Origin of the sequence: Corynebacterium amycolatum SK46 (assembly GCF_000173655.1) — a bacterium.
Lineage (GTDB): Bacteria > Actinomycetota > Actinomycetes > Mycobacteriales > Mycobacteriaceae > Corynebacterium > Corynebacterium amycolatum_A.
Genome location: NZ_ABZU01000002.1, coordinates 69,397 through 88,769, shown reverse-complemented (window position 1 = coordinate 88,769; position 19,373 = coordinate 69,397). Strand labels below are relative to the sequence as shown.

Sequence of the window (19,373 nt, the reverse complement as noted above, 5' to 3'; positions counted from 1 at the left end):
ACGCGAGCGCCTAAGATTTGAAGAAGGACAGATGGGACTTCGACTGCTGTAAAGCCCCAGGTGCGAATTTGCGCGGGACTTGAAGCGAGCTCGGTGCAGACCAGGAAAGGAGAGGACATCCCCAGTGAAAAACGGCGAGAGCGATAACAAGCGGCACCAGATGGCCGATTTGGAAGCCATCGCACGGAGTCTGCAGAACGATCCTGGCACTGCTGTCAATGTCCCAGTGGTCGTGACTTCCGGTGTCATTGTTGCGTTTATCGTGCTGTCTTTTGCCTACGCGTGGCCACTGTGGATTTCCCTCGGACTCATTGTTCTGCTGGGAGCCGTGATGGTCGTGTCCTACACCCGCAGGCCACCCGTAGCTCCGCTCGAGTTGACCCAGGGGGAGCGTGAGCGTGTTCGCCGTGTTCTCTCTGAACACGGCATTCGCCCAGCTGTCACGTTGGTGCGCGCACTGTACCCCGAGGAATCGCCAGCCGCTGCGGCGCGCACCGTCAAATTGCTATCCGATCGAATGCTTGTGGAACAAGGGGACCAGGACCGTCGGGGCTAGCGTTTAGTAGTCGGTTTCCTGCAAAAGCTCGTGGTGTTGTCGAAACGGGGTACGTCGTCGACTCTCCGCTGCAGGCCTCGCGCTAGACTTATTGGCTATGAGTGAAAGCAAGGGCCCTGAAGCAACTAATCCTGCACCGAGTGCTCGTAAGCAGCGCGTTCTGTCCGGCATTCAGCCGACCGCAGATTCCTACCACCTGGGCAATTACCTGGGCGCATTGAAAAACTGGATTAATCTGCAGGATGACTTCGACGCTTACTACTTCATTCCAGACCTGCACGCCATCACTGTCGAGCAGAATCCCAAGGAGCTGCGTCAGCGCACTATCGCAGGTGCCGCGCAGCTGATTGCACTCGGTATTGATCCGGAGAAGTCGGTTCTCTTCGTGCAGTCGCATGTGCCCGAGCATGCGGAGCTCGGATGGGTGTTGACCTGCTTGACCGGCTTTGGCGAAGCCAGCCGTATGACGCAGTTCAAGGACAAGTCCTCTCGTCAGGGCGCGGAACACACCTCCGCTGGTTTGTTCGCGTACCCCATGCTGATGGCCGCGGACATCCTGCTCTACCGCCCGCAGCTGGTGCCGGTGGGGGAGGATCAGCGACAGCACCTTGAACTGACGCGTAACTTGGCGCAGCGCTTCAACTCCCGCTACAAGAAGACCTTCGTGGTGCCAGATCCACACATCATGGAAGGCTCCGCGAAGATTTACGATTTGCAGGATCCGACCTCGAAGATGAGCAAGTCGGGTGCAAATCCGAAGGGCATTATTAACCTCTTGGACGACCCAAAGGTCTCCGCCAAGCGCATTCGCTCGGCCGTTACCGACAATGACGGAGAGATTCGCTTCGACCGTGAGAACAAGCCGGGGGTTTCCAACCTGCTGGTCATTCAGTCGGCGTTGACCGACAAGCCTGTCGACGAGCTCGTTGCCGGCTACGAAGGTGCCGGCTACGGCCAGTTGAAGGCTGATACCGCAGATGCGCTGGAGGCATTCACCACGCCACTGCGTGCACGCTATGAGGAGCTCATGGCTGATCGCGGTGAGTTGGAACGGATCCTGGCCGAAGGCGCTGACCACGCCCGTGAAGTTGCCGCCAAGACACTTGCAGATGTGTACGAGCGCGTCGGGTTCCTGAAGGCCGCCAACCGTTAATTCAGCTGTAGACTCTGCGCTTCAGTCTCCGTACCGAAAGCTGGCACGTTAAGGTAGGGGACATGGCAACCTCTACTCAAAAAGATCCGAAGAGAACGGACCGCTATGGCATCGAGCGTGTACACGCCGATGAACCGAGCGCAATCGACCGCCTCCGCGAAAAGTGGGCGTGGTTCGATCACGTTATGCGGATGCAGGAGCGCTACTCCGAACAGGGCGGTAACTTTTTTGCCGCCGCTGTCACGTACTTCTCCGTGCTGTCGATTTTCCCCCTAATTATGACGGCATTTGCCATCCTCGCGCTTGTGTTGCGTGGCAATGATCAGCTGCTTGAGCAAATCCAGTCGGCTATCACCGACTCCATCGATGGGTCGATGGGCGACACCATCAACGCAATTATCGAAGGCGCGATCGATCAGGCCGGTGGCGTCTTCACCGTCGGTTTCATTGCCACCCTGTGGTCGGGTCTTGGTTGGATGGGCAACCTCTCCAACGCAGTGACACAGCTGTGGAAGCGTCCGCTGGGCGCTAGCAACTTCGTGATGGGAAAGGTTCGCGACCTGCTGCGTCTGCTGGGCATGTTGGTCATGATTGTCCTGACCTTCGCTGTCACTGCTGTCGGCAGCTCCGGCCTGACGCAATCCCTGCTGGACAAGGTTGGTCTAGCTGACATTCCGGGAATTACCATCATCGCCGGATTGATTGCCATCGCCGTCGGTCTGCTGGCCAACTGGCTGCTGTTCTTCTGGATGCTCGCTTTTCTGCCACGTGGCGGAGCCCCGCTGCGCTCCGCGGCGAAGGGCGCGATTATCGGCGCCATTGGTTTTGAGGTTGTCAAGCAGCTCGGTAGTGTGTTCTTCTCCAACGCCCTGTCGAACCCGGCCGGTGCAGTTTTCGGTCCGGTCATCGGTCTGATGGTCGTTTTCTACCTCATCTGGCGTATCACCATGTACGCGACCGCCTGGACTGCAACGACCGAAGAGGCGCTTGCCGACGAGAAGCTGGACGCACCTGTTCCTGCCGTCATTAACGTCCGTGCGGAAGCGGCCAATCCGACCGGATTGAACCGCCTGCTTGGTTCGAAATAACTAGCCGCGTTTGCGCTTGCCAGAGCGGTAAGTCACCATCGCAATCAGTGCGACAGTGGCTACCACAGCAGCGCTGACAGTAATTTTCAGCCCGGTTCCTGTTGATTCATCCTCCAGGATATCGGGCAATTTTTCTGCCAAATTATCATCTTTGGTACTAGCCTCGAGAACGCCGACGGAGCTGCCCTCGGGGGCCTTGAAACCTGCGTCGAGAAGCGATGCCGCCTGCTGCCAAGCGCGTGGCGAATCCTCGACAGTGACGTCGAGAACGACAACGCCGAGACGACGGCCGTCGCGCTCAGCCACCCCAGCGAAGGTGTGACGGGCATCGTCGGTAAAACCGGTTTTGCCTCCAAGCGCGCCGGGGTAGTCCTGGGCAATCAGCTGATTGTCGTTGGCGATTTCAAAGTCATCGACCTCGAGAGCCTTGTCTCCGGGGATAGTGGCCAGGCGGGTGGCCGAGAGCTTGCGATAGGTCTCATTGTTGAATGCGTGCTGGAAGAACAGTGACATGTCGTATGCCGACGTCATCTGTCCCGGAGCATCGAGACCAGTCGGGTTGACCACTCGCGTATCCGTCGCCCCCAACTTCTTTGCCAGGGCATTGACCTTCTCGGTGGTCTTGTCCATGCCACCAAGTTCGCGAGCCAAGGCGTGGCCGGTGTCATTGCCAGAGTTGAGCAACAGACCAGTCAGGAGCGTTTCCACCGAGTAGTTCACGTCCTCGACGATGCCGACACGAGAGCCCTCCATGTTCGCGTCCTCGAAAGTCGCCTTAACCGGGGTGTCGAGCTTCAAATCCTCGAGCGCCTCCATCGCTAGCAGCACCTTAATAATCGATGCCGGACGGTAGCGGCCGTGGGGGTCCTTCGCCGCAAGGACATCGCCGGATTTCAAATCGAACACCGTCCATGCAGAGGCGGAGAGGTCCTTCGGAACGTCAAACCCCTCACCGCTGACAATGCCGCAGGTGGACATCTTGCTACCTCCAGCCGGCTTTTGAGGAACCGGAAGTGGAGCGGGAGATGTTTCGCCGGGAGCCGGAACCTCAGAGGAATCCACTGGTGCTGGTGGAAGGGTCTTGTAGGGGCAGCCCTCCGTGTCACGGATGCCAGGTGCGGGACCGACAATCGGGGCGTCGTCGGTAAGCGAGGTACTCTGCGCCATGGCTGCGGGGGCGGTGCTCGGCAGAAGCAGAGCGCTGGTGGCTAGCAGCGTAACGGCAGACGAGAAGCGGCGAGAGGGAAACATGATGAAATAAGGGTAGTAAAACGTCACCCGAAATGACGTATTTCCCGTGTGTGGATGGGGGAAATCGGGGGAGAGGAAGCCTCTGTGCCAAGTAGAATTACGATTCGCCGGCAGTGAAGTAGAAGCGGAGGGCGCAGTACCGATAGTCTGGCCATTATGACTAATTCTTTGCACAGTGATGCTCAGTCTCTGGACACACAGTCTTCGGCATCGAATCTCGATGAGATGCGCAAGGTTGTCGCCAGCCTGCCCAAGGTACTGCTTCACGATCACCTCGATGGCGGCCTGCGCCCGCAGACCGTTATCGACCTGGCAGCGGACTGCGGTTACACCGATCAGTTGCCCACCACCGACGTGGACGAACTGGAGAAGTGGTTCATTGACACCGGCAACTCTGGCTCGTTGCCGAGCTACCTGACCGCCTTTGCGCACACCTGCGCCGTCATGCAGACCGCTGAGTCGCTGACGCGCGTGGCGCGTGAGGCCGTCGAGGATCTGGCTGACGACAACGTTGTCTACGCTGAGCTGCGCCTGGCTCCGGAAAACCACTTGGAAAAGGGCCTGGATATGCAGGCTGTTATCGATGCACTGGTCGAAGGCCTGGCGCAGGGTGAAGCCCATGCCGCCGCTGAGGGAAAGCACATCACCGCACGTCTATTGGTCTGTGCGATGCGCCAGAATAACAATTCCAAGGAAGTCGCACAGCTGGTCATCGACAACTACGGGAAGAACTCCGACGGGTACGTTGTCGGTTTTGACATCGCTGGACCGGAAAACGGCTTTCCGCCGGCTAACCACGCCGAAGCATTCACCATGCTGCGGGAGAACCTCATTCCGGTCACCATTCACGCAGGTGAAGACGCCGGTGTGGATTCGTTGCAGGACGCTGTCGTGCAAGGTGCTCGCCGCCTTGGTCACGGTGTGCGCATCTACGAGGACTTCGGTGCTTCCCTCGAGGGCATCGAATGCCAGGAGGTTGCCTCCGCTATTCGTGACCGCCAGATTCCGCTGGAAATCTGCCCGACCTCCAACGTTCAGACTGGTGTCTGTGACAGTGTTGCGGATCATCCGTTCTCGCTTCTCGACGATATGAGTTTCGCCTGCACGGTCAACACGGATAACCGTCTGATTGGTGCGACTTCCATGACCAGGGAGTGCATGGAGCTGGTGGAGAATTTCGGCTACGGCTACAGCGAGCTGTTCGAACTGACCTCGAATGCGCTTAACAATGCATTCGTGGATCTGCCGACCCGCGAGCACATCATGGACACGATTATTTACCCCGCTTACCTGCAGCTTATCGACAACAGCGATGAGGACATCGAAACTGATGTCAACAGTGCGGGTTTCGGTGCCGAAGATGAGCTGAACCTGACGCTGGACTAGCCAGCGCCGGCCAGCTTTGCTGGGAGGAGCTAGATCTTGGTCGTGAACCGAGCGGCCAAGTCCTTCTCCAACTGCCTCCAGCCCTCGGCCTCATCGTCGTAAGGCGGAACTGGCTCGGACATTTCTCCGGTGTCCAGCAGGAAGTTCAGCAGCCACTGCAGCTGCTGGTTGCCCGCCAGTACTTCGTTCACGGCATCATCGCCAGCCCAGTCAGCGGCGTCTGCGAGTAGCTCGTACGCGCGGGCGAGCTGTGCGGTGTCCACGGCGTTCGGGCCCTTTTCAATATCCTCGGCCAGACCGGTAAACGAGTACTCATTGTCCTCGTGCACCACGGCCTCCAGCTCACCTGCGTTGGCGGCGGTGATGATTTCATCCCACGTCGTCAGCGCCGACATGTCGTGATGCTTGTGCTCCAGCAGCCAACGCACCATCGTGCGGGGCTGGGAGAACGTGTGAATCTCACCGGCGCTGCCCAGGAATAGCGGGCGACGCCCCATGTAACAACGCAAGGTGTAGAGCGTGCGGCCAGCGATGGAGATCTTAATCGGGTCGATGCCAGCGTTGGCCCACACCGTCTGATCGTACGGATCGCCGACGGTCTCCTCTGCAGACTTCTTTTCCTCTTCGCGCTTCTTCTCCGCTGCTTCACGACGCTCACGCTCCGCGGCCTCCGCTTCCTTTAATGCGGCTGCAGCAGCGGTTTCAGACTCTTCATCGATATTCGGAGTATTCGCGCCGATGGCGTCGAAAGCGTCAATGCAGTTGTCCCAGTTGGTCAAGATGACATTGCCGATAGCCGACCACTGAGCGGCACCACTGCCCTGGAAATGATCAGCACCATTTTGCGTGGCAGCCAGGACAGAGTGAGAGGCGAACATCTGGTTGATCGGAGTGAGATCCGCAATCGCACCAATCGAGCGAGTGATGGCAAGAATGCGATCTGCGCGCGAAACATGGTCGTAGTCGGCCCGGCCGGCCAGGATCTCAGGCAGCCCAATCAGGTCATAGCGGTGGCGTGGCGCAGCGATGGCTGCTCCCGGTAGCTGCTGGTTGAAGTTGCGCCAGCTGGGGTGCTGCGTGAAGTCGTGAGGAGCATCCGACTGAAGGAAAGCCAGGAGCTTTGCCGCCGATGAGAACAAATAGATGTCGTCGCCGCGGCCGAGCAGAGCCTGCCACTCGGAGCCACCTTCACGCCAGCTTGGAGCCCACAACGTGTAAAAGGTGCCCGAGGTCAGCTCGAGTTCGATAGGAACGATGCCTTTCCTGGCCATAGTTTTCGTCGCAGCCCTTCTGCTTGTCGGTGATTATTAAAACTCAAAAATTGTCATACCTGCAGCGCCCCCACGGGTGGCAAGTTTGCGTATTCCTATCTTAGAAGTTTTGCGACGCAGATACCCACCGCACTATCCGGTCGGGCGGTAGAACCCCTTAAACGGCATGCCGATGTTGGTCGTACGCACGGGGTTTACCTGTACTGGATCGCCCGCTTCGACCATCTTTCCGTCGCCGATAACCATGGCGACATGGCCGTCCCACACTGCAAGATCGCCAGGCAGCAGTTCGTCCTGGCTCACCTGCCGGCCGACGGCCTGTGCTTCTGCCGTGCGGGGAATATCAACACCAGCTTGCCCGTAGGCCCAGTGCGTCAATCCTGAGCAATCGAGCGCCTGCCCTGGAGTATTTCCGCCCCAGCCATAGGGCGTTCCGACGGCGCTGAGTGCAGCCTTCACCGCAGCTTGGGCTTCTGGAGTGGGCGCGCCAGCCCCCGCATCCGCAGGCACCGGCGCGCTGCCCGAATCGGACGACGCCTCCGAACCATCTGCAGAGTCTGTAGCGCTAGCCGATCCTGGGGTGTTTGTAGACGTAGAAGCGAGGGCGGCTTGAGTGGTACCTGGGGCCTCCAACTGTGCCGGTCGGGGTGGGGTAGGGGTGTCCACTGCGGTGCTTGCCTGCTGTATCAGCGACTGCACCAGAGGTCGCAGTTCTTGCTCTAGTTTCAGTAACCTCGCAATGGCCTGTGAGATCGCGGAACTGGCCGCTGAGGCTAGGCTGGCACCGGTTACCGCGAGACCTGCGGGCCCCGTAGCCGTCGCGGTCAACGACCCCATGGCTGAAGTGACAAAATCCATGGCGATTCGGGCCAAATCAGTGGCCGCTGACATTACTGCAGCTAGACCTGTGGCAATGTCACTGTCAATGGTTCCGGCGCGAGTTTCCAAGTCGGCTGCCGCATTTGCAGCCCGTTTGAGACTTGTTCCCGCAGCCCCTGCTCCGGAACCGGCACCATCGCCCCAGTTGCGGTCAACGGAATCTGCCACTGAGCGCCAGGCAGTACTCGCGGCGGGGATTGCGGCCCCAGCAAGTCCTGCCAGTGCGGGTGCGATGGCAGGACTTAGCTGTTGTGCAATCGCGCTGGGGACCTCCGTAAGTAGATTGGTGGGAAGCATCACGCACCGCCAATCCCGCGAGCTGCAACGGCTCCCATTTTCGGTGAGATGGACTGCAGCGCATGCGCACCGGCATCTTCAGCAGTGGACACCGCAGAGACAAGAGCGTTCAGTGTACGAGCAGCGCTGGTGCCGTACTCGTCCAGCTCAGCCACATGCTCATGCTGGCGCTGTAGAGCAGTGGCTGCAGCGTGACAGAAGGGGCCGGCAAACGGGACGTCGCCAAGCGAGTGCAGTGCACTGATGTTTAAGTCAGTGCCGCTGACCTGCTGCGACAATGCGTCAAGGCGCGCGGCATTGGCAGAAATAAGCTCTGGCACCAGCGTAAAGACTGAGTCATTCCCGCTAGTAGTTGGAGAGAGAAACGATTGGCTGTGGGGGCTGTGCGGTGATGGACGGGACAAGATTTACGGCCTCTCTAGGAATTTCGCGTGTGGTTAAACACTCAGTGCTGTGGCAGAACGGCTAGCGGGTTCGGACGGCGGCTGAGTGGCAAGTGGACTTGGTAGTAGGCGGGCTTACGCAAATGGGATGCAGTAAAAAGCCCTCGTATTGTTAGGCGCGAAAAAGGCCGATTCGGTTCCATCTTTTTTGGGGAACGCGTTTTCAGAAATTTGCGATGCCGACACCAGAGCGGCAAAAGCAAAGCAATGTATTTTGGAAGGCATGGAGATTACCGTTGTCAACCATCCCTTGGCACAGTCACGTTTGACCATTCTGCGCGACGCGCGCACTGATAATGCGGGCTTCCGTGCGGCACTCGCCGATCTGGGCGCAATGCTGATTTACGAGGCAAGCCGGGAGCTGCCCGTCGATAACTTCGATGTTCAGACCCCAATCACCACCGCGCCGGGTTACCGTCTGCAGGATCCGCCGATTATTGTTCCCGTCATTCGTGCGGGGCTTGGCATGATCGATCCGTCGCTGTCGATGATTCCGGATGCGCAGGTGGGCTTTATTGGCTTGGCTCGTAATGAGGAAACCCATGAGCCGGTGCCGTACCTCGAGGCGCTGCCGGAGGATCTGTCCGGGCGCACTGTCTTCCTGGTCGACCCAATGCTGGCAACCGGCGGTTCACTGCTACATGCCCTGAAGCTGTTGGTGGATCGCGGTGCGGACAACATCACGGCCGTGTGCATCATTTCCGCACAGCAGGGTGTCGATGCCTTGAAGGAGTCCGGTCTCCCGGTGCGTCTTGTCACTACTGTGGTGGACCCGGATCTTAACGAGGATGCCTACATCGTGCCGGGGCTGGGAGATGCGGGCGACCGCCTCTACGGTCCCCGCAACATTGATCTTTAAGTTGATCTCTTAGGCAGTGCCCCAGGCTTCTGCGGCGTATTTTTTGACGACCTCGTTGTCTTTGGTCACAAGAACTCCGTCGGGGGACATCTGGTACTTGTACGAGCCGTTTTGTGCAACAACGCGGTCGCCCTCATCGACGATGATGTCCATCGATCCGGAACCCTGTGGTGTATCGGAGCGGTAGTACTTCTCGCCGGAGCGCGTCTCACAAGCAGCAGCCTTAATTCCCTGTTCAGCGGCGATAACAGCAAAGGCGCGATCGCCGCTGTCGCAGCGTGCGGAGCTGCCCACGAAGCCCAGGCCGTCCAGGTCGGAGCGTCCAGTGCCGAAGTCTTGTCCCTCCGGCGCTGATGTCGGCTCGGAGCTCGTCGTCGTGGATGACGAAGACGTGGTGCTTGGCGTCGACGACGAGGACGATGTCGAAGTGCTCGACGTGCTTGACGTGCTTGACGACGTCTCGGAGGACTTCGACGTAGTTGTCGTCGTGGTGGTTGTCTTGCTCGTAGAAGTCGAACTCGTCGAGGACGGCGGTGTCGAACTGGGCGACGTCGGCTGCGAGGAGGAGGGGACCTCTGGACGCTGGGGCTCATCACTATTGTTCAGCGACAGGCCAATGGCGATGCCGATGACGACCACGAGTGCGGTGGCCACGATGATGATGGGGATGCTGAGAGACTTAGGTGTGCCATTGCCGGACATGCCTATTATCATCGCAGACTTCCTCAAAATGTGAAACATCTGATAATTGAAGAGGTCAAAGTGAAGGAAGTGACTCCTGGTCATGCGCACGTCTAGCGCCGACATTCAAGCGCTTGCCGGCCACTGCTGTCGCTGGCGCAGTCGTCGGTAGGCCTCTTGTTACGGCCTGTCGGTGGAGCGCTTACACTGGAGAGTTGTGATTGAGGAGTTTATTAAGCACTGGTGGGCCGAGCACGCGAACGAGATTCTCGAGTGGCGGCGGCATCTTCATGCGCACCCAGAGCTATCTCACATGGAGCACGCCACCACGGCTTTTGTGGAGGAGAAGCTGCGTGCTGCAGGGCTGAAACCAGTGCTGTTTCCCAACACCGGCCTGATGGTTGACATTGGTGAAGATGAACTTGCCGACAGTGAAGTAGGCGGCGAACGCCCAGGGCGTCTCGCCTTTCGTGGGGACATGGACGCCCTTCCGATAACGGAAGCTACGGGACTGGGGTTTGCCAGCACCAACGACGGCGTCATGCATGCCTGCGGGCATGATTTCCACACCGCGATCACGCTCGCGACGGCACTGGCTATGGCCGAGTACCACGAAAAGCACACGTTGCCGACGCCGCTGCGTTTCATTTTCCAACCTGCCGAGGAAGTCATGGTTGGCGGTGCACCCGAGGTTATCGCTGCCGGTGCACTCAATGGCGTTGAGCGTATTTTTGCCGTCCACTGTGAGCCGAAACTGCGCGTCGGTCACGTCGGCGTTCGAACAGGCGCCATCACCTCTGCGGCCGACACGCTGGAGATTCAGGTGCATGGCCCGGGCGGGCATACCTCCCGTCCGCAGATGACAGCCGATGTTGTCTATGCACTGGGCAAATTGATTGTCGATTTGCCCGGCTTGCTGTCGCGACGCGTCGACCCGCGCACTGGCACCGTGCTCACGTTTGGCTCCGTTCACTCCGGGTATGCGCACAACGCGATTCCGTCGGAAGGCAGCGTCAGTGGCACCCTGCGCACCGCGGACATCAAGACCTGGCGCGACATCGATCCACTGGTGCGCGACCTGATTGAACAGGTCCTCGCTCCGACCGGCGCCGATTGCACCATCAACTACGAGCGTGGCGTGCCGCCTGTGCTTAACGACGAATACTGCACCGCCCTGATTGCGGAAGCGGTGCGACGAGTGGACGAGAATGCTGTCATTCAGGCCCCACAGTCGTCCGGCGGCGAGGACTTCGGTTGGTATCTCGAGCACGTCCCGGGTGCGATGGCTCGTTTGGGTTGCTGGTCCGGCCGCGGAGACAAGCACGATTTGCACCGAGATGACCTAATCGTGGACGAGCGTTGCCTGGGCGTTGGTGTGAAACTCTTCGCTGGCATTGTTGCTCGCTACGAGGACGGCGCGCAGTCAACCATGACTGTCCGTTAGACTATGGGGGCAAAGCGGGGAAAATGCCTCCCGCGGTAGTTACATTGTGATATCCACGGCAACTTTGGAGGATTTGTGGCACAGAGGATCGTAATCATTGGCGGCGGCCCAGCCGGCTACGAAGCAGCGCTGGTTGGCGCCAAGTACGGTGCTGAAGTCACTGTGGTTGAGGATGCCGGTATGGGCGGTTCTTCCGTCTTGTGGGATTGCGTTCCCTCTAAGGCCTTCATCGCGGCGACGGGCGTTCGTACCGATATGCGCCGTGCGGACGAGATGGGTCTTCGCCCGGACTTCTCCCAGCGTAAAATCGACTTCACTGCGGTCAACGAGCGCGTTAAGCGCCTGGCACAGCAGCAGTCTGACGATGTTCGCGCACAGATGGAGCGTGAGGGCATCAAGATGCTGCAGGGTCGTGGTCGTCTCGATGACCACGACCCGGGCCGTGTAACTCACTACGTCACCGTCGACTTGCTCGAGGGCGGCGAGGTCACTCTTGAAGGCGACCTGGTGTTGGTCTGCACCGGTGCGTCCCCACGTATTCTGCCGGGTGCGATTCCTGATGGTGACCGTATTTTGACCTGGCGTCAGGTTTACGAACTGGAGGAGCTGCCGGAGCACCTCATTGTGGTCGGTTCTGGTGTTACCGGTGCGGAGTTCGTATCCTCGTTCACCGAGTTGGGTGTGAAGGTCACCATGGTCGCTTCGCGTGACCGCATCCTGCCGCACGAGGATGCTGACGCTGCAGATGCCCTGGAGGAGGTCCTGCTGGAGCGCGGTGTGGACGTTGTGAAGAACGCCCGCTGTGATCTTGTCGAACGCACTGAGGACGGCGGCGTTCGCGTCGTCACTTCCGACGGCCGTGAGGTCTTCGGCTCCCACGCGTTGATGACCGTCGGATCGATTCCGAACACTGCGGATATGGGGCTGGATGCCAGCGGTGTGAAAATGACCCCGTCTGGCCACATTCACGTTGATCGTGTTTCCCGCACCAACGTGCCGGGTATCTACGCTGCCGGTGACTGTACCGATTTGTTCCCGCTGGCTTCCGTTGCAGCTATGCAGGGTCGTATTGCGATGTACCACGCCCTCGGTGAAGGTGTTTCGCCAATTCGCCTGCGCACCGTTTCCTCGGCAGTGTTCACCCGCCCGGAGATTGCGACTGTTGGTGTCTCCCAGGCTCAGATTGAGTCCGGTGAGGTCTCCGCTCGTGTTGAGGTTTTCCCGCTGGCAGGTAACCCGCGTGCGAAGATGCGCTCGCTGCGCCACGGTTTCGTCAAGCTGTTCTGCCGTAAGAACTCCGGCATGATTATCGGTGGTGTGGTGGTCGCTCCGACCGCCTCGGAGCTGATTCTGCCAATTGCGGTGTGTGTTTCCAACCAGCTCACCGTCGATGACCTGGCAAGCTCCTTCTCTGTCTACCCGTCACTGTCTGGTTCGATTACCGAAGCTGCTCGTCAGCTGATGGCACACGACGATCTGGAGTAGTGCTGGTATCGCGACTGGCAGCATGACCGGCCGCACTCGTAATTAAAAAAGCCGAGCCCCGAAAGTGGGGCTCGGCTTTTTGGCTGTGCAATAAGAACGTACCGATGCGCTTATGCTGCGCTTACTTGCTGGAGAGTTCAGTGTACTTAGCGGTGACTTCCTCCACAGACGGATTCGTGGCGTGCTCACCATCGGAGTACAGCACAGTCGGCACAACGCGGTTACCGTCATTGACGGACTCAACCCACTTCGAAAGGTCCTCGTGCTTTTCGACATCCCAAGCCTCAAACGGAGTGCCGTTTTCCTTCAGGCCAGCAATGAGGTTCTGGCAGAAAGGGCACCAGGCCGCGGCGTAAATGGTCACGTGTTCGGTGGTCTGTGGAGTCTTCACATCAGTCATACTTAGGTCAACGCGCGGACCAGAACCGATATTCCATTGCGTAATACTTCCACCGGACAGTAGCCCCACCTCAGAGCCTTGCTAGACAGGCATCAAAGCTAATCCTCTAGACGCTGCCACGTGCAGAAGCGGTAGCGTAGGCCGGTCGTTGACGTCTGCCATGGGCCATCCTCGACGCGAACCCAGTCGTAGAGGTCGGGGGCCATGACCGGTACCGGGACACTGACATCAGTATCAATGTCGGTGACCACGCATTCGTCGGCAAGCGAAAGTGCATCGCGATAGACACGCCCGCCTCCGATAATCCAAGCCGCGGGCTCGTCGGCGACGGCTGCGAGCGCGGCTTCGAGACTGGTTGCGGACTCGGCGCCGGGGAAATCGGACACGGATCGTGAAAGGACGATGTTTCGACGACCGGGGAGTGGTCGGAACTTGGGATTCAGCGAGTCCCACGTGCGACGCCCCATGATGACAGGTGCGCCCATCGTCGTTGTTTTGAAATGCTGAAGATCTTCAGGCAGATGCCAGGGCATAGTCGCACCGTCGCCGATAATGCCGGCTCGAGACTGCGCCCAAATCATCCCTACAAACGGGGGTCGTGCGCTGGTGGAAGCGGTGGACTCGTTCATGTCGACACTCACCTTTCGCTGACTTAGACAGCCACCTGACCGCGAATCAGAGGATGCGGGTCGTAGCCGATGACCTCAATGTCCTCGTAAGCGTAGTCGAAAATGCTGTCGGCCTTCCGAAGCTTAAGCGTGGGGTAGGGGCGTGGCTCACGGGAGACCTGCAGTTCGCACTGTTCAATGTGGTTGTCGTAGATGTGGCAATCACCACCGGTCCAGATGAACTCACCAACATCCAAGCCCGCCTGCTGCGCCATCATGTGCGTCAACAGTGCGTAGGAAGCGATGTTAAACGGCACGCCCAGGAACATGTCCGCGCTGCGCTGGTAGAGCTGGCAGCTGAGCTTGCCATCTGCGACGTAGAACTGGAACAGCAGATGGCACGGCGGCAGCGCCATATTGGAGATTTCGGAGACATTCCAGGCGCTGACGATGTTGCGGCGGCTATCCGGGTTGGACTTCAGAGTCTCCAGCGCCTGTGCAATCTGATCGATGTGGTGCCCATCTGGAGTGGGCCAGGAGCGCCACTGCACGCCATAGACCGGGCCGAGGTCGCCGTCGTCGTCTGCCCACTCGTCCCAAATAGTCACTCCGCGGTCCTGGAGCCACCGGACGTTCGAATCGCCGCGGAGGAACCACAACAGCTCATACACGATGGACTTCAGGTGCACCTTTTTAGTGGTAATCAGTGGGAAGCCCTCGCTCAGATCAAAGCGCAGTTGGCGGCCGAACACCGAGCGAGTGCCCGTGCCCGTGCGGTCTGATTTAGCTGCTCCGTCAGCGAGAATTTCGCGCAGCAAATCCTCATACGGAGTCTTAATGCCCTGATGAGCCTGTGTTGTGATGTCAGTGGAGTCGGTCATAGCCGCCCTAGCTTACCTACTTCTGCTCTTGATCCTTGAATTCCTTCACCGCCGCCAGAATCTCCTCCGACAGGTCCGGTCGGCAGAACAGCATATCCGGCAGGAAAGTATCGACATTATTGTAGGTCGGCGCGGAGCCGTCGAGGCGGCTGGCAAAAAGTCCTGCGGACTTAGCGACACCAACCGGCGCTGCCGAGTCCCACTCGTACTGACCACCGTCGTGGATGTAGGCGTCGAAGTCACCGAGCAGTACGTGCATTGCCTTCGCGCCAGCGGAGCCCATCTCTACCAGCTCCATGCCCAGCTTGTCAGCGACGTACTTCGCCACAGCCGGTGGGCGAGTACGCGAAACGACAATCTTGCCCGCGCGCGGCCCCTGCACGGCCTTTGCTTCACCAGTGTGGAAAACCTGGCCGTGATCCGGCAGACCAACAGCCGCGTGGGTCGGCTGACCGTCCTCTACCAGCGCGACATGAACTGCCCAGTCCTGGCGCCCCGAAGCGAACTCACGCGTGCCATCGAGTGGGTCAATAATCCACACCCGCTTTGAGTCCAGGCGCTCACGGTTATCCGCGGCTTCCTCCGACAGCAGTCCGTCGTCCGGACGGTGCTGCTCCAGTACGCGGGCGATCCACTCCTGTGCCAGTGCGTCGCCGGCATCCCCCAGAATGCGACCACGCAGCAGGCCTACGTTGCGGACACCCTTGAGAATCTCACTGGCGCCCACGGCAAGTCGATAGGCAAGAACATCATCTTCAATGTAGGCAGACATGACTTAGATACTATTCGCTTTTTCCCGACCCCGCTTTACGACGGGATGCCGCGCCCCGTCCTCACCGCAACCGAGTGGCCATATAAATAACAAAAGTCCGCCCGCAGCGAGAATCAGTTCAAGCCGAAGGCGGACTGTTAGCTATCTAGGCCAGTTGGCCAGAAGACGTTAGCGCTTGTCGCGGTACCACGTCAGCAGCGCATCGGTAGAAGCGTCGCCAGAATCAGGCGCCACTTCACCGGTAACTGCAGGCAACAGGTCGCCGGCCTGCTGCTTGCCCAGCTCGACGCCCCACTGGTCGAAGGAGTTCAGGCCCCAGACAATTCCCTCGACGAAGGTGATGTGCTCGTAGAGTGCAATCAGCGCACCGACAGCGTCCGGGGTCAGTTCCTCAGCCATGATGGTCGTGGTCGGGCGGTTACCCGGCATGACCTTGTGCTCCACGAGTTCCTCGGCAACGCCCTCTGCGCGGATTTCTTCTGCAGTCTTACCGAAGGCCAGCACCTTGGTCTGTGCGAAGAAGTTACTCATCAGCAGGTCGTGCATGGAACCTTCGCCGGATGCCGTCGGCAGATCCTGGCGTGGGCGGGCAAAGCCGATGAAGTCAGCTGGAACCAGGCGAGTTCCCTGGTGAAGGAGCTGGAAGAAAGCGTGCTGGCCGTTCGTTCCCGGCTCACCCCAGAAGATTTCTCCGGTGTTGTAGTCCACCCTCTTGCCGTCGGTACGCACGGACTTACCGTTCGATTCCATGGTGAGCTGCTGAAGGTACGCCGGGAAGCGAGAGAGATCCTCGGAGTAGGGCAGCACGGCATGCGACTGGGCGTCGAGGAAGTTTGAGTACCAGACATTCAGCATGCCCATCAGCACCGGCACGTTCTGCTCCAGCGGAGCGTTGAGGAAGTGCTCATCCATTGCGCGGAAGCCCTGCAGGAAGCGCATGAAGTCCATCGGGCCGACGACGGCCATGATGGACAGGCCGATGGCGGAGTCGACGGAGTAGCGGCCGCCGACCCAGTCCCAGAAGCCAAACATGTTTTCAGTGTCGATGCCGAATTCGGCGACCTTTTCGGCATTCGTGGAAACGGCAACGAAGTGCTTGGCGACGGCTTCTTCGCTACCCAGCTGCTGGATAAGCCAGCGGCGAGCTGCGTGAGCGTTGGAGAGCGTCTCCTGTGTGGTGAAGGTTTTGGAAGCGACGATAAACAGCGTGGACTCCGGATCGACCTCATCCAGAACCGCCTGCAGGTCAGATGGGTCAACATTAGAGACAAAGCGGGCATCAATGCCGGCAGTGGCGTAGGTGCGCAGCGCCTTGGTAACCATTGCCGGGCCCAAGTCGGAGCCACCGATGCCGATGTTGACCACAGTCTTAATAGTGTGACCCGTGTATCCCAGCCAGTCTCCACTGCGGAGGCTACGAGCGAAATCGCGCATGCGGCCGAGCACCTCATGCACGTCGGCAGCGACATCCTGGTCACCGACGGTCAGATTTTCCTCTGCTGGCAGGCGCAGCGCGGTGTGCAGCACGGAGCGGTTTTCAGTGGTGTTGATTTTGTCACCGCGGAACATCTTCTCGCGTGCTTCTTCGATGCCAGCTGCACGAGCGAGCTCAACCAGCTCGGCAAAACCGTCGAGGCACATCAAGTTCTTGGAAAGGTCAACGTGGAGAGTGCCCGCATCGAAAGTCAGCTTCTCAGTGCGGCCATCTTCATTGGCGAAAAGCTCACGCAGCGAGGTGGCGCGAACATTGTCCACGCGCTTAGCCAGCTGAGCCCACTGTTCGGTTGCGGTGATATCTACGGTCATTCCTGCTCCCAGGTGATTTTTGACGAAAAGCACTTTATACATCCCCAGACTAGTTGCGTTTTGGCGCTCTCGCCGGGCGGCAGGATGCGACCAGGCGTGACCACAATCTGCCAGTAACTCGATTCCGCTGTGCTTATGCGTCAACTATTCGGGATCTACGACCCCTAGCCTGCTTCGGCAAAGGCACCTACCCTGGAAAATATGACTGATTTCACGTCTGATTACGACAGCATTCTCAAGGACGTCCCTACCGGTCTTCTCCTCGGCGGCGAGTTCCGTCCTGCGTCGAATGGCGAGACCTTCGATGTCATAAATCCCGCCACAGATAATCCGCTGGTCCAGGTTGCTTCTGCCACCGAGGAGGATGCGAAGCAGGCGCTTGACGACGCCGTCGCAGCCCAGAAGGAGTGGAAGGCAACCCCGCCCCGCGAACGCAGCGAGATTCTTTACCGCGCTTTTGAACTCATCCGTCGGGATGCAGACAAGCTGGCCCAGTTGCAGTCCCTGGAGATGGGCCGTGCGTTGCCGGATTCCAAGGCCGAGGTCGGCTACGGTGGCGAGTTTTTCCGTTGGTTCGCCGAGGAGGCCGTGCGAATCTCCGGTGATTACCGAATCTCTCCGGGCGGATCTTCGCGCGTCGCGGTGATTAAGCAGCCGGTCGGCCCGGTTTTGGCTATTACGCCGTGGAATTTCCCGCTGGCTATGGGTACTCGCAAGATCGCCCCGGCACTCGCCGCCGGCTGCCCGGTCATTATTAAGCCCGCGTCCAAAACTCCGCTGACCATGCTCTACCTGGGCAAACTGCTTATTGAGGCCGGTGTCCCCGCAGGCGTGATCTCCGTGCTGCCAACAGGACACTCAGCCAACGTTTCTGACCTGCTTTCCGATGACCGCCTGCGCAAGTTCACCTTCACCGGTTCCACCGAAGTTGGCCAAATGCTCGCTGCGAAGGCCGCGGAAACCTCGATGAAAGTCTCCCTCGAACTCGGCGGAAATGCTCCGTTTGTCATTCTCTCTGATGGCGATGTCGATAAGGCTGTGCAGGCAGTCAATGACGCCAAACTCCGCAATGGCGGCCAGGTGTGTATCGCCCCGAATCGCTTTATTATTCATGAATCCAAGAAGGATGCGTTCGTCGAGGGCGTCGTCAAGCGTTTTGCGGAACTGAAGTTGGGCGAGGGCACCGACCCTGCGACGGATCTGGGGCCACTCGCGCTGCGCGATCAACAGGAAAAGGTTCGTGATCTGGTTGACGATGCGGTCAAGCGTGGTGCGAAGGTCGAGTGCGGCGGCAAGATTCCAGATCTCGGCGGCGCGCTTTCCGACGGCTACTTCTTCGAGCCCACAGTTCTGACAGATGTGCCCGAGGATGCGGATATTGTCCGCGAAGAGATTTTCGGTCCGGTGGTTGCGGTGACGACCTTCACGGACGACGACCGTGCGATTGAGCAGGCAAATGACACCATCTTTGGTCTGGCTGCGTATGTGTTCAGTGAGAACCTGACCAAGGCGCTTAGTGCGGCAGAGGCGTTGGAGTCCGGCATGGTTGCGGTCAATAAGGGCTCGCTGTCGGACCCGTCGGCGCCGTTCGGTGGTGTCAAGCAGTCCGGCCTTGGACGTGAGGGGGGCTTCACCGGTATCGATGAGTTCCTAGAGGAAAAGCTGATTTCCCTGGAAGGCTAGCCGGGCGAGTAGCTCGCGCGAGGGTTAGCCCAGGCGGCCGCGTCCCATGCGCAGCAGCGCTGACGCGATCGCCGGGCCCTCTGGGCCAAGTGCGTCACGGAACTCGTTGATAATCTGCACCTCTCGGCCGTGCACGAGACGCGTGCCGCCAGATCCAAGGCGGGTTTTGCCGACGGCCTTACTGATTGCGGTGCGGCGTTGAATGGCATCGATAATCAGCCCGTCAAGGCGGTTGATTTCCTTGCGGTACTGTTCGATCTCCGCGGAGCTCAACGGGTCATCGGTGCCGGTGGGGGTGCGGACTTCAAAAGGGGATACTGCCGCAGCTTGCTGGCTGTGCTCAGCGCCGTCGGTGTTATCGGTGTGTGCGGCGGGAGTGTCCGCAGGGTTTTCGCTCATAGTTCTTATTGTGCCAAAGGATTCGAACAGT

Annotated in this window: 19 protein-coding genes; 8 read left to right on the top strand and 11 right to left on the bottom strand. The window is 59.3% G+C overall.

Going from position 1 to position 19,373, the window contains the following annotated elements; genetic code table 11:
• The first annotated feature begins 124 nt into the window (after positions 1-124).
• The 3 genes from CORAM0001_RS02295 to CORAM0001_RS02285 all read left to right on the top strand — a co-directional run bounded on the left by CORAM0001_RS02295 (position 125) and on the right by CORAM0001_RS02285 (position 2,797).
• Positions 125-556 carry a hypothetical protein gene (locus tag CORAM0001_RS02295; RefSeq protein WP_040360889.1) on the top strand — a complete coding sequence of 144 codons (432 nt, stop codon included), beginning with the start codon at positions 125-127 and terminating at the stop codon, positions 554-556.
• Between the two features lie 97 nt (positions 557-653).
• Positions 654-1,709 (top strand): tryptophan--tRNA ligase, encoded by a 1,056-nt coding sequence (gene trpS, locus CORAM0001_RS02290; RefSeq protein WP_005509776.1) that lies wholly within the window; start codon positions 654-656, stop codon positions 1,707-1,709.
• Positions 1,710-1,771: 62 nt separating this feature from the next.
• Positions 1,772-2,797: a YhjD/YihY/BrkB family envelope integrity protein gene (locus tag CORAM0001_RS02285; RefSeq protein ID WP_005510005.1), complete on the top strand. Its 1,026-nt coding sequence runs from the start codon at positions 1,772-1,774 to the stop codon at positions 2,795-2,797.
• Here CORAM0001_RS02285 and CORAM0001_RS02280 read toward each other — a convergent pair whose 3' ends face one another.
• Positions 2,798-4,048, bottom strand: coding sequence for a D-alanyl-D-alanine carboxypeptidase family protein (locus tag CORAM0001_RS02280; RefSeq protein WP_208854621.1), 1,251 nt, complete (start codon positions 4,046-4,048; stop codon positions 2,798-2,800).
• Positions 4,049-4,204: 156 nt separating this feature from the next.
• Between CORAM0001_RS02280 and CORAM0001_RS02275 the strand changes: the two genes are divergently transcribed.
• Positions 4,205-5,434 (top strand): adenosine deaminase, encoded by a 1,230-nt coding sequence (locus CORAM0001_RS02275; protein WP_005509876.1) that lies wholly within the window; start codon positions 4,205-4,207, stop codon positions 5,432-5,434.
• A gap of 29 nt (positions 5,435-5,463) precedes the next feature.
• Here CORAM0001_RS02275 and CORAM0001_RS02270 read toward each other — a convergent pair whose 3' ends face one another.
• From CORAM0001_RS02270 to CORAM0001_RS02260, 3 genes are all read right to left on the bottom strand, one after another.
• Complete coding sequence (locus tag CORAM0001_RS02270) at positions 5,464-6,705, bottom strand: hypothetical protein (RefSeq protein ID WP_005509848.1); 1,242 nt, start codon at positions 6,703-6,705, stop codon at positions 5,464-5,466.
• A gap of 132 nt (positions 6,706-6,837) precedes the next feature.
• Positions 6,838-7,881 (bottom strand): C40 family peptidase, encoded by a 1,044-nt coding sequence (locus CORAM0001_RS02265; RefSeq protein WP_005510056.1) that lies wholly within the window; start codon positions 7,879-7,881, stop codon positions 6,838-6,840.
• Positions 7,881-8,201 carry a hypothetical protein gene (locus CORAM0001_RS02260; protein ID WP_040360887.1) on the bottom strand — a complete coding sequence of 107 codons (321 nt, stop codon included), beginning with the start codon at positions 8,199-8,201 and terminating at the stop codon, positions 7,881-7,883. Before CORAM0001_RS02260 ends, CORAM0001_RS02265 begins: the two co-directional genes overlap by 1 nt.
• 346 nt (positions 8,202-8,547) lie before the next feature.
• On the opposite strand from CORAM0001_RS02260, the gene upp reads away from it, so the two are divergent.
• Positions 8,548-9,183: a uracil phosphoribosyltransferase gene (upp, locus tag CORAM0001_RS02255; RefSeq protein WP_005509916.1), complete on the top strand. Its 636-nt coding sequence runs from the start codon at positions 8,548-8,550 to the stop codon at positions 9,181-9,183.
• Positions 9,184-9,192: 9 nt separating this feature from the next.
• On the opposite strand, the gene CORAM0001_RS11250 is transcribed toward upp, so the two are convergent.
• Positions 9,193-9,885 (bottom strand): hypothetical protein, encoded by a 693-nt coding sequence (locus tag CORAM0001_RS11250; protein ID WP_157752512.1) that lies wholly within the window; start codon positions 9,883-9,885, stop codon positions 9,193-9,195.
• A gap of 196 nt (positions 9,886-10,081) precedes the next feature.
• Here CORAM0001_RS11250 and CORAM0001_RS02245 point away from each other — a divergent pair, with 196 nt between their 5' ends.
• Together CORAM0001_RS02245 and CORAM0001_RS02240 are read left to right on the top strand one after the other, a co-directional pair.
• Positions 10,082-11,308, top strand: a complete 1,227-nt coding sequence (locus CORAM0001_RS02245) for a M20 family metallopeptidase (protein WP_005510049.1) — start codon at positions 10,082-10,084, stop codon at positions 11,306-11,308.
• A gap of 75 nt (positions 11,309-11,383) precedes the next feature.
• Positions 11,384-12,793 carry an NAD(P)H-quinone dehydrogenase gene (locus CORAM0001_RS02240; protein WP_005509786.1) on the top strand — a complete coding sequence of 470 codons (1,410 nt, stop codon included), beginning with the start codon at positions 11,384-11,386 and terminating at the stop codon, positions 12,791-12,793.
• A 121-nt stretch (positions 12,794-12,914) separates the two neighbouring features.
• Here CORAM0001_RS02240 and CORAM0001_RS02235 read toward each other — a convergent pair whose 3' ends face one another.
• The 5 genes from CORAM0001_RS02235 to pgi form a co-directional block, all read right to left on the bottom strand.
• Positions 12,915-13,193 carry a mycoredoxin gene (locus tag CORAM0001_RS02235; RefSeq protein ID WP_040360882.1) on the bottom strand — a complete coding sequence of 93 codons (279 nt, stop codon included), beginning with the start codon at positions 13,191-13,193 and terminating at the stop codon, positions 12,915-12,917.
• A gap of 98 nt (positions 13,194-13,291) precedes the next feature.
• The gene (locus tag CORAM0001_RS02230; RefSeq protein ID WP_005509959.1) at positions 13,292-13,822 is read right to left on the bottom strand and encodes a dihydrofolate reductase; all 531 of its coding nucleotides are present in this window, start codon (positions 13,820-13,822) and stop codon (positions 13,292-13,294) included.
• Positions 13,823-13,845: 23 nt separating this feature from the next.
• Positions 13,846-14,682 carry a thymidylate synthase gene (locus CORAM0001_RS02225; protein ID WP_005509897.1) on the bottom strand — a complete coding sequence of 279 codons (837 nt, stop codon included), beginning with the start codon at positions 14,680-14,682 and terminating at the stop codon, positions 13,846-13,848.
• Between the two features lie 16 nt (positions 14,683-14,698).
• Positions 14,699-15,454, bottom strand: a complete 756-nt coding sequence (locus CORAM0001_RS02220; RefSeq protein WP_005509828.1) for a 3'(2'),5'-bisphosphate nucleotidase CysQ — start codon at positions 15,452-15,454, stop codon at positions 14,699-14,701.
• Positions 15,455-15,622: 168 nt separating this feature from the next.
• The gene (gene pgi, locus CORAM0001_RS02215) at positions 15,623-17,260 is read right to left on the bottom strand and encodes a glucose-6-phosphate isomerase (RefSeq protein ID WP_005509968.1); all 1,638 of its coding nucleotides are present in this window, start codon (positions 17,258-17,260) and stop codon (positions 15,623-15,625) included.
• 201 nt (positions 17,261-17,461) lie between these two features.
• On the opposite strand from pgi, the gene CORAM0001_RS02210 reads away from it, so the two are divergent.
• Positions 17,462-18,943, top strand: a complete 1,482-nt coding sequence (locus CORAM0001_RS02210) for an NAD-dependent succinate-semialdehyde dehydrogenase (protein ID WP_005510031.1) — start codon at positions 17,462-17,464, stop codon at positions 18,941-18,943.
• Positions 18,944-18,967: 24 nt separating this feature from the next.
• On the opposite strand, the gene CORAM0001_RS02205 is transcribed toward CORAM0001_RS02210, so the two are convergent.
• Entirely contained in the window at positions 18,968-19,342 is a 375-nt protein-coding gene (locus CORAM0001_RS02205) for a chorismate mutase (RefSeq protein ID WP_005509925.1), read from the bottom strand.
• Between the last annotated feature and the right edge of the window lie 31 nt (positions 19,343-19,373).

Excerpts from the sequence above, each read along its gene's own strand:
- trpS (WP_005509776.1), top strand. The coding sequence starts at position 654 with ATGAGTGAAAGCAAGGGCCCTGAAGCAACTAATCCTGCACCGAGTGCT.
- CORAM0001_RS02285 (WP_005510005.1), top strand. The coding sequence starts at position 1,772 with ATGGCAACCTCTACTCAAAAAGATCCGAAGAGAACGGACCGCTATGGC.
- CORAM0001_RS02280 (WP_208854621.1), bottom strand. The coding sequence starts at position 4,048 with ATGTTTCCCTCTCGCCGCTTCTCGTCTGCCGTTACGCTGCTAGCCACC.
- CORAM0001_RS02275 (WP_005509876.1), top strand. The coding sequence starts at position 4,205 with ATGACTAATTCTTTGCACAGTGATGCTCAGTCTCTGGACACACAGTCT.
- CORAM0001_RS02270 (WP_005509848.1), bottom strand. The coding sequence starts at position 6,705 with ATGGCCAGGAAAGGCATCGTTCCTATCGAACTCGAGCTGACCTCGGGC.
- CORAM0001_RS02265 (WP_005510056.1), bottom strand. The coding sequence starts at position 7,881 with ATGCTTCCCACCAATCTACTTACGGAGGTCCCCAGCGCGATTGCACAA.
- upp (WP_005509916.1), top strand. The coding sequence starts at position 8,548 with ATGGAGATTACCGTTGTCAACCATCCCTTGGCACAGTCACGTTTGACC.
- CORAM0001_RS11250 (WP_157752512.1), bottom strand. The coding sequence starts at position 9,885 with ATGTCCGGCAATGGCACACCTAAGTCTCTCAGCATCCCCATCATCATC.
- CORAM0001_RS02235 (WP_040360882.1), bottom strand. The coding sequence starts at position 13,193 with ATGACTGATGTGAAGACTCCACAGACCACCGAACACGTGACCATTTAC.
- CORAM0001_RS02230 (WP_005509959.1), bottom strand. The coding sequence starts at position 13,822 with ATGAACGAGTCCACCGCTTCCACCAGCGCACGACCCCCGTTTGTAGGG.
- CORAM0001_RS02225 (WP_005509897.1), bottom strand. The coding sequence starts at position 14,682 with ATGACCGACTCCACTGACATCACAACACAGGCTCATCAGGGCATTAAG.
- CORAM0001_RS02220 (WP_005509828.1), bottom strand. The coding sequence starts at position 15,454 with ATGTCTGCCTACATTGAAGATGATGTTCTTGCCTATCGACTTGCCGTG.
- pgi (WP_005509968.1), bottom strand. The coding sequence starts at position 17,260 with ATGACCGTAGATATCACCGCAACCGAACAGTGGGCTCAGCTGGCTAAG.
- CORAM0001_RS02210 (WP_005510031.1), top strand. The coding sequence starts at position 17,462 with ATGACTGATTTCACGTCTGATTACGACAGCATTCTCAAGGACGTCCCT.
- CORAM0001_RS02205 (WP_005509925.1), bottom strand. The coding sequence starts at position 19,342 with ATGAGCGAAAACCCTGCGGACACTCCCGCCGCACACACCGATAACACC.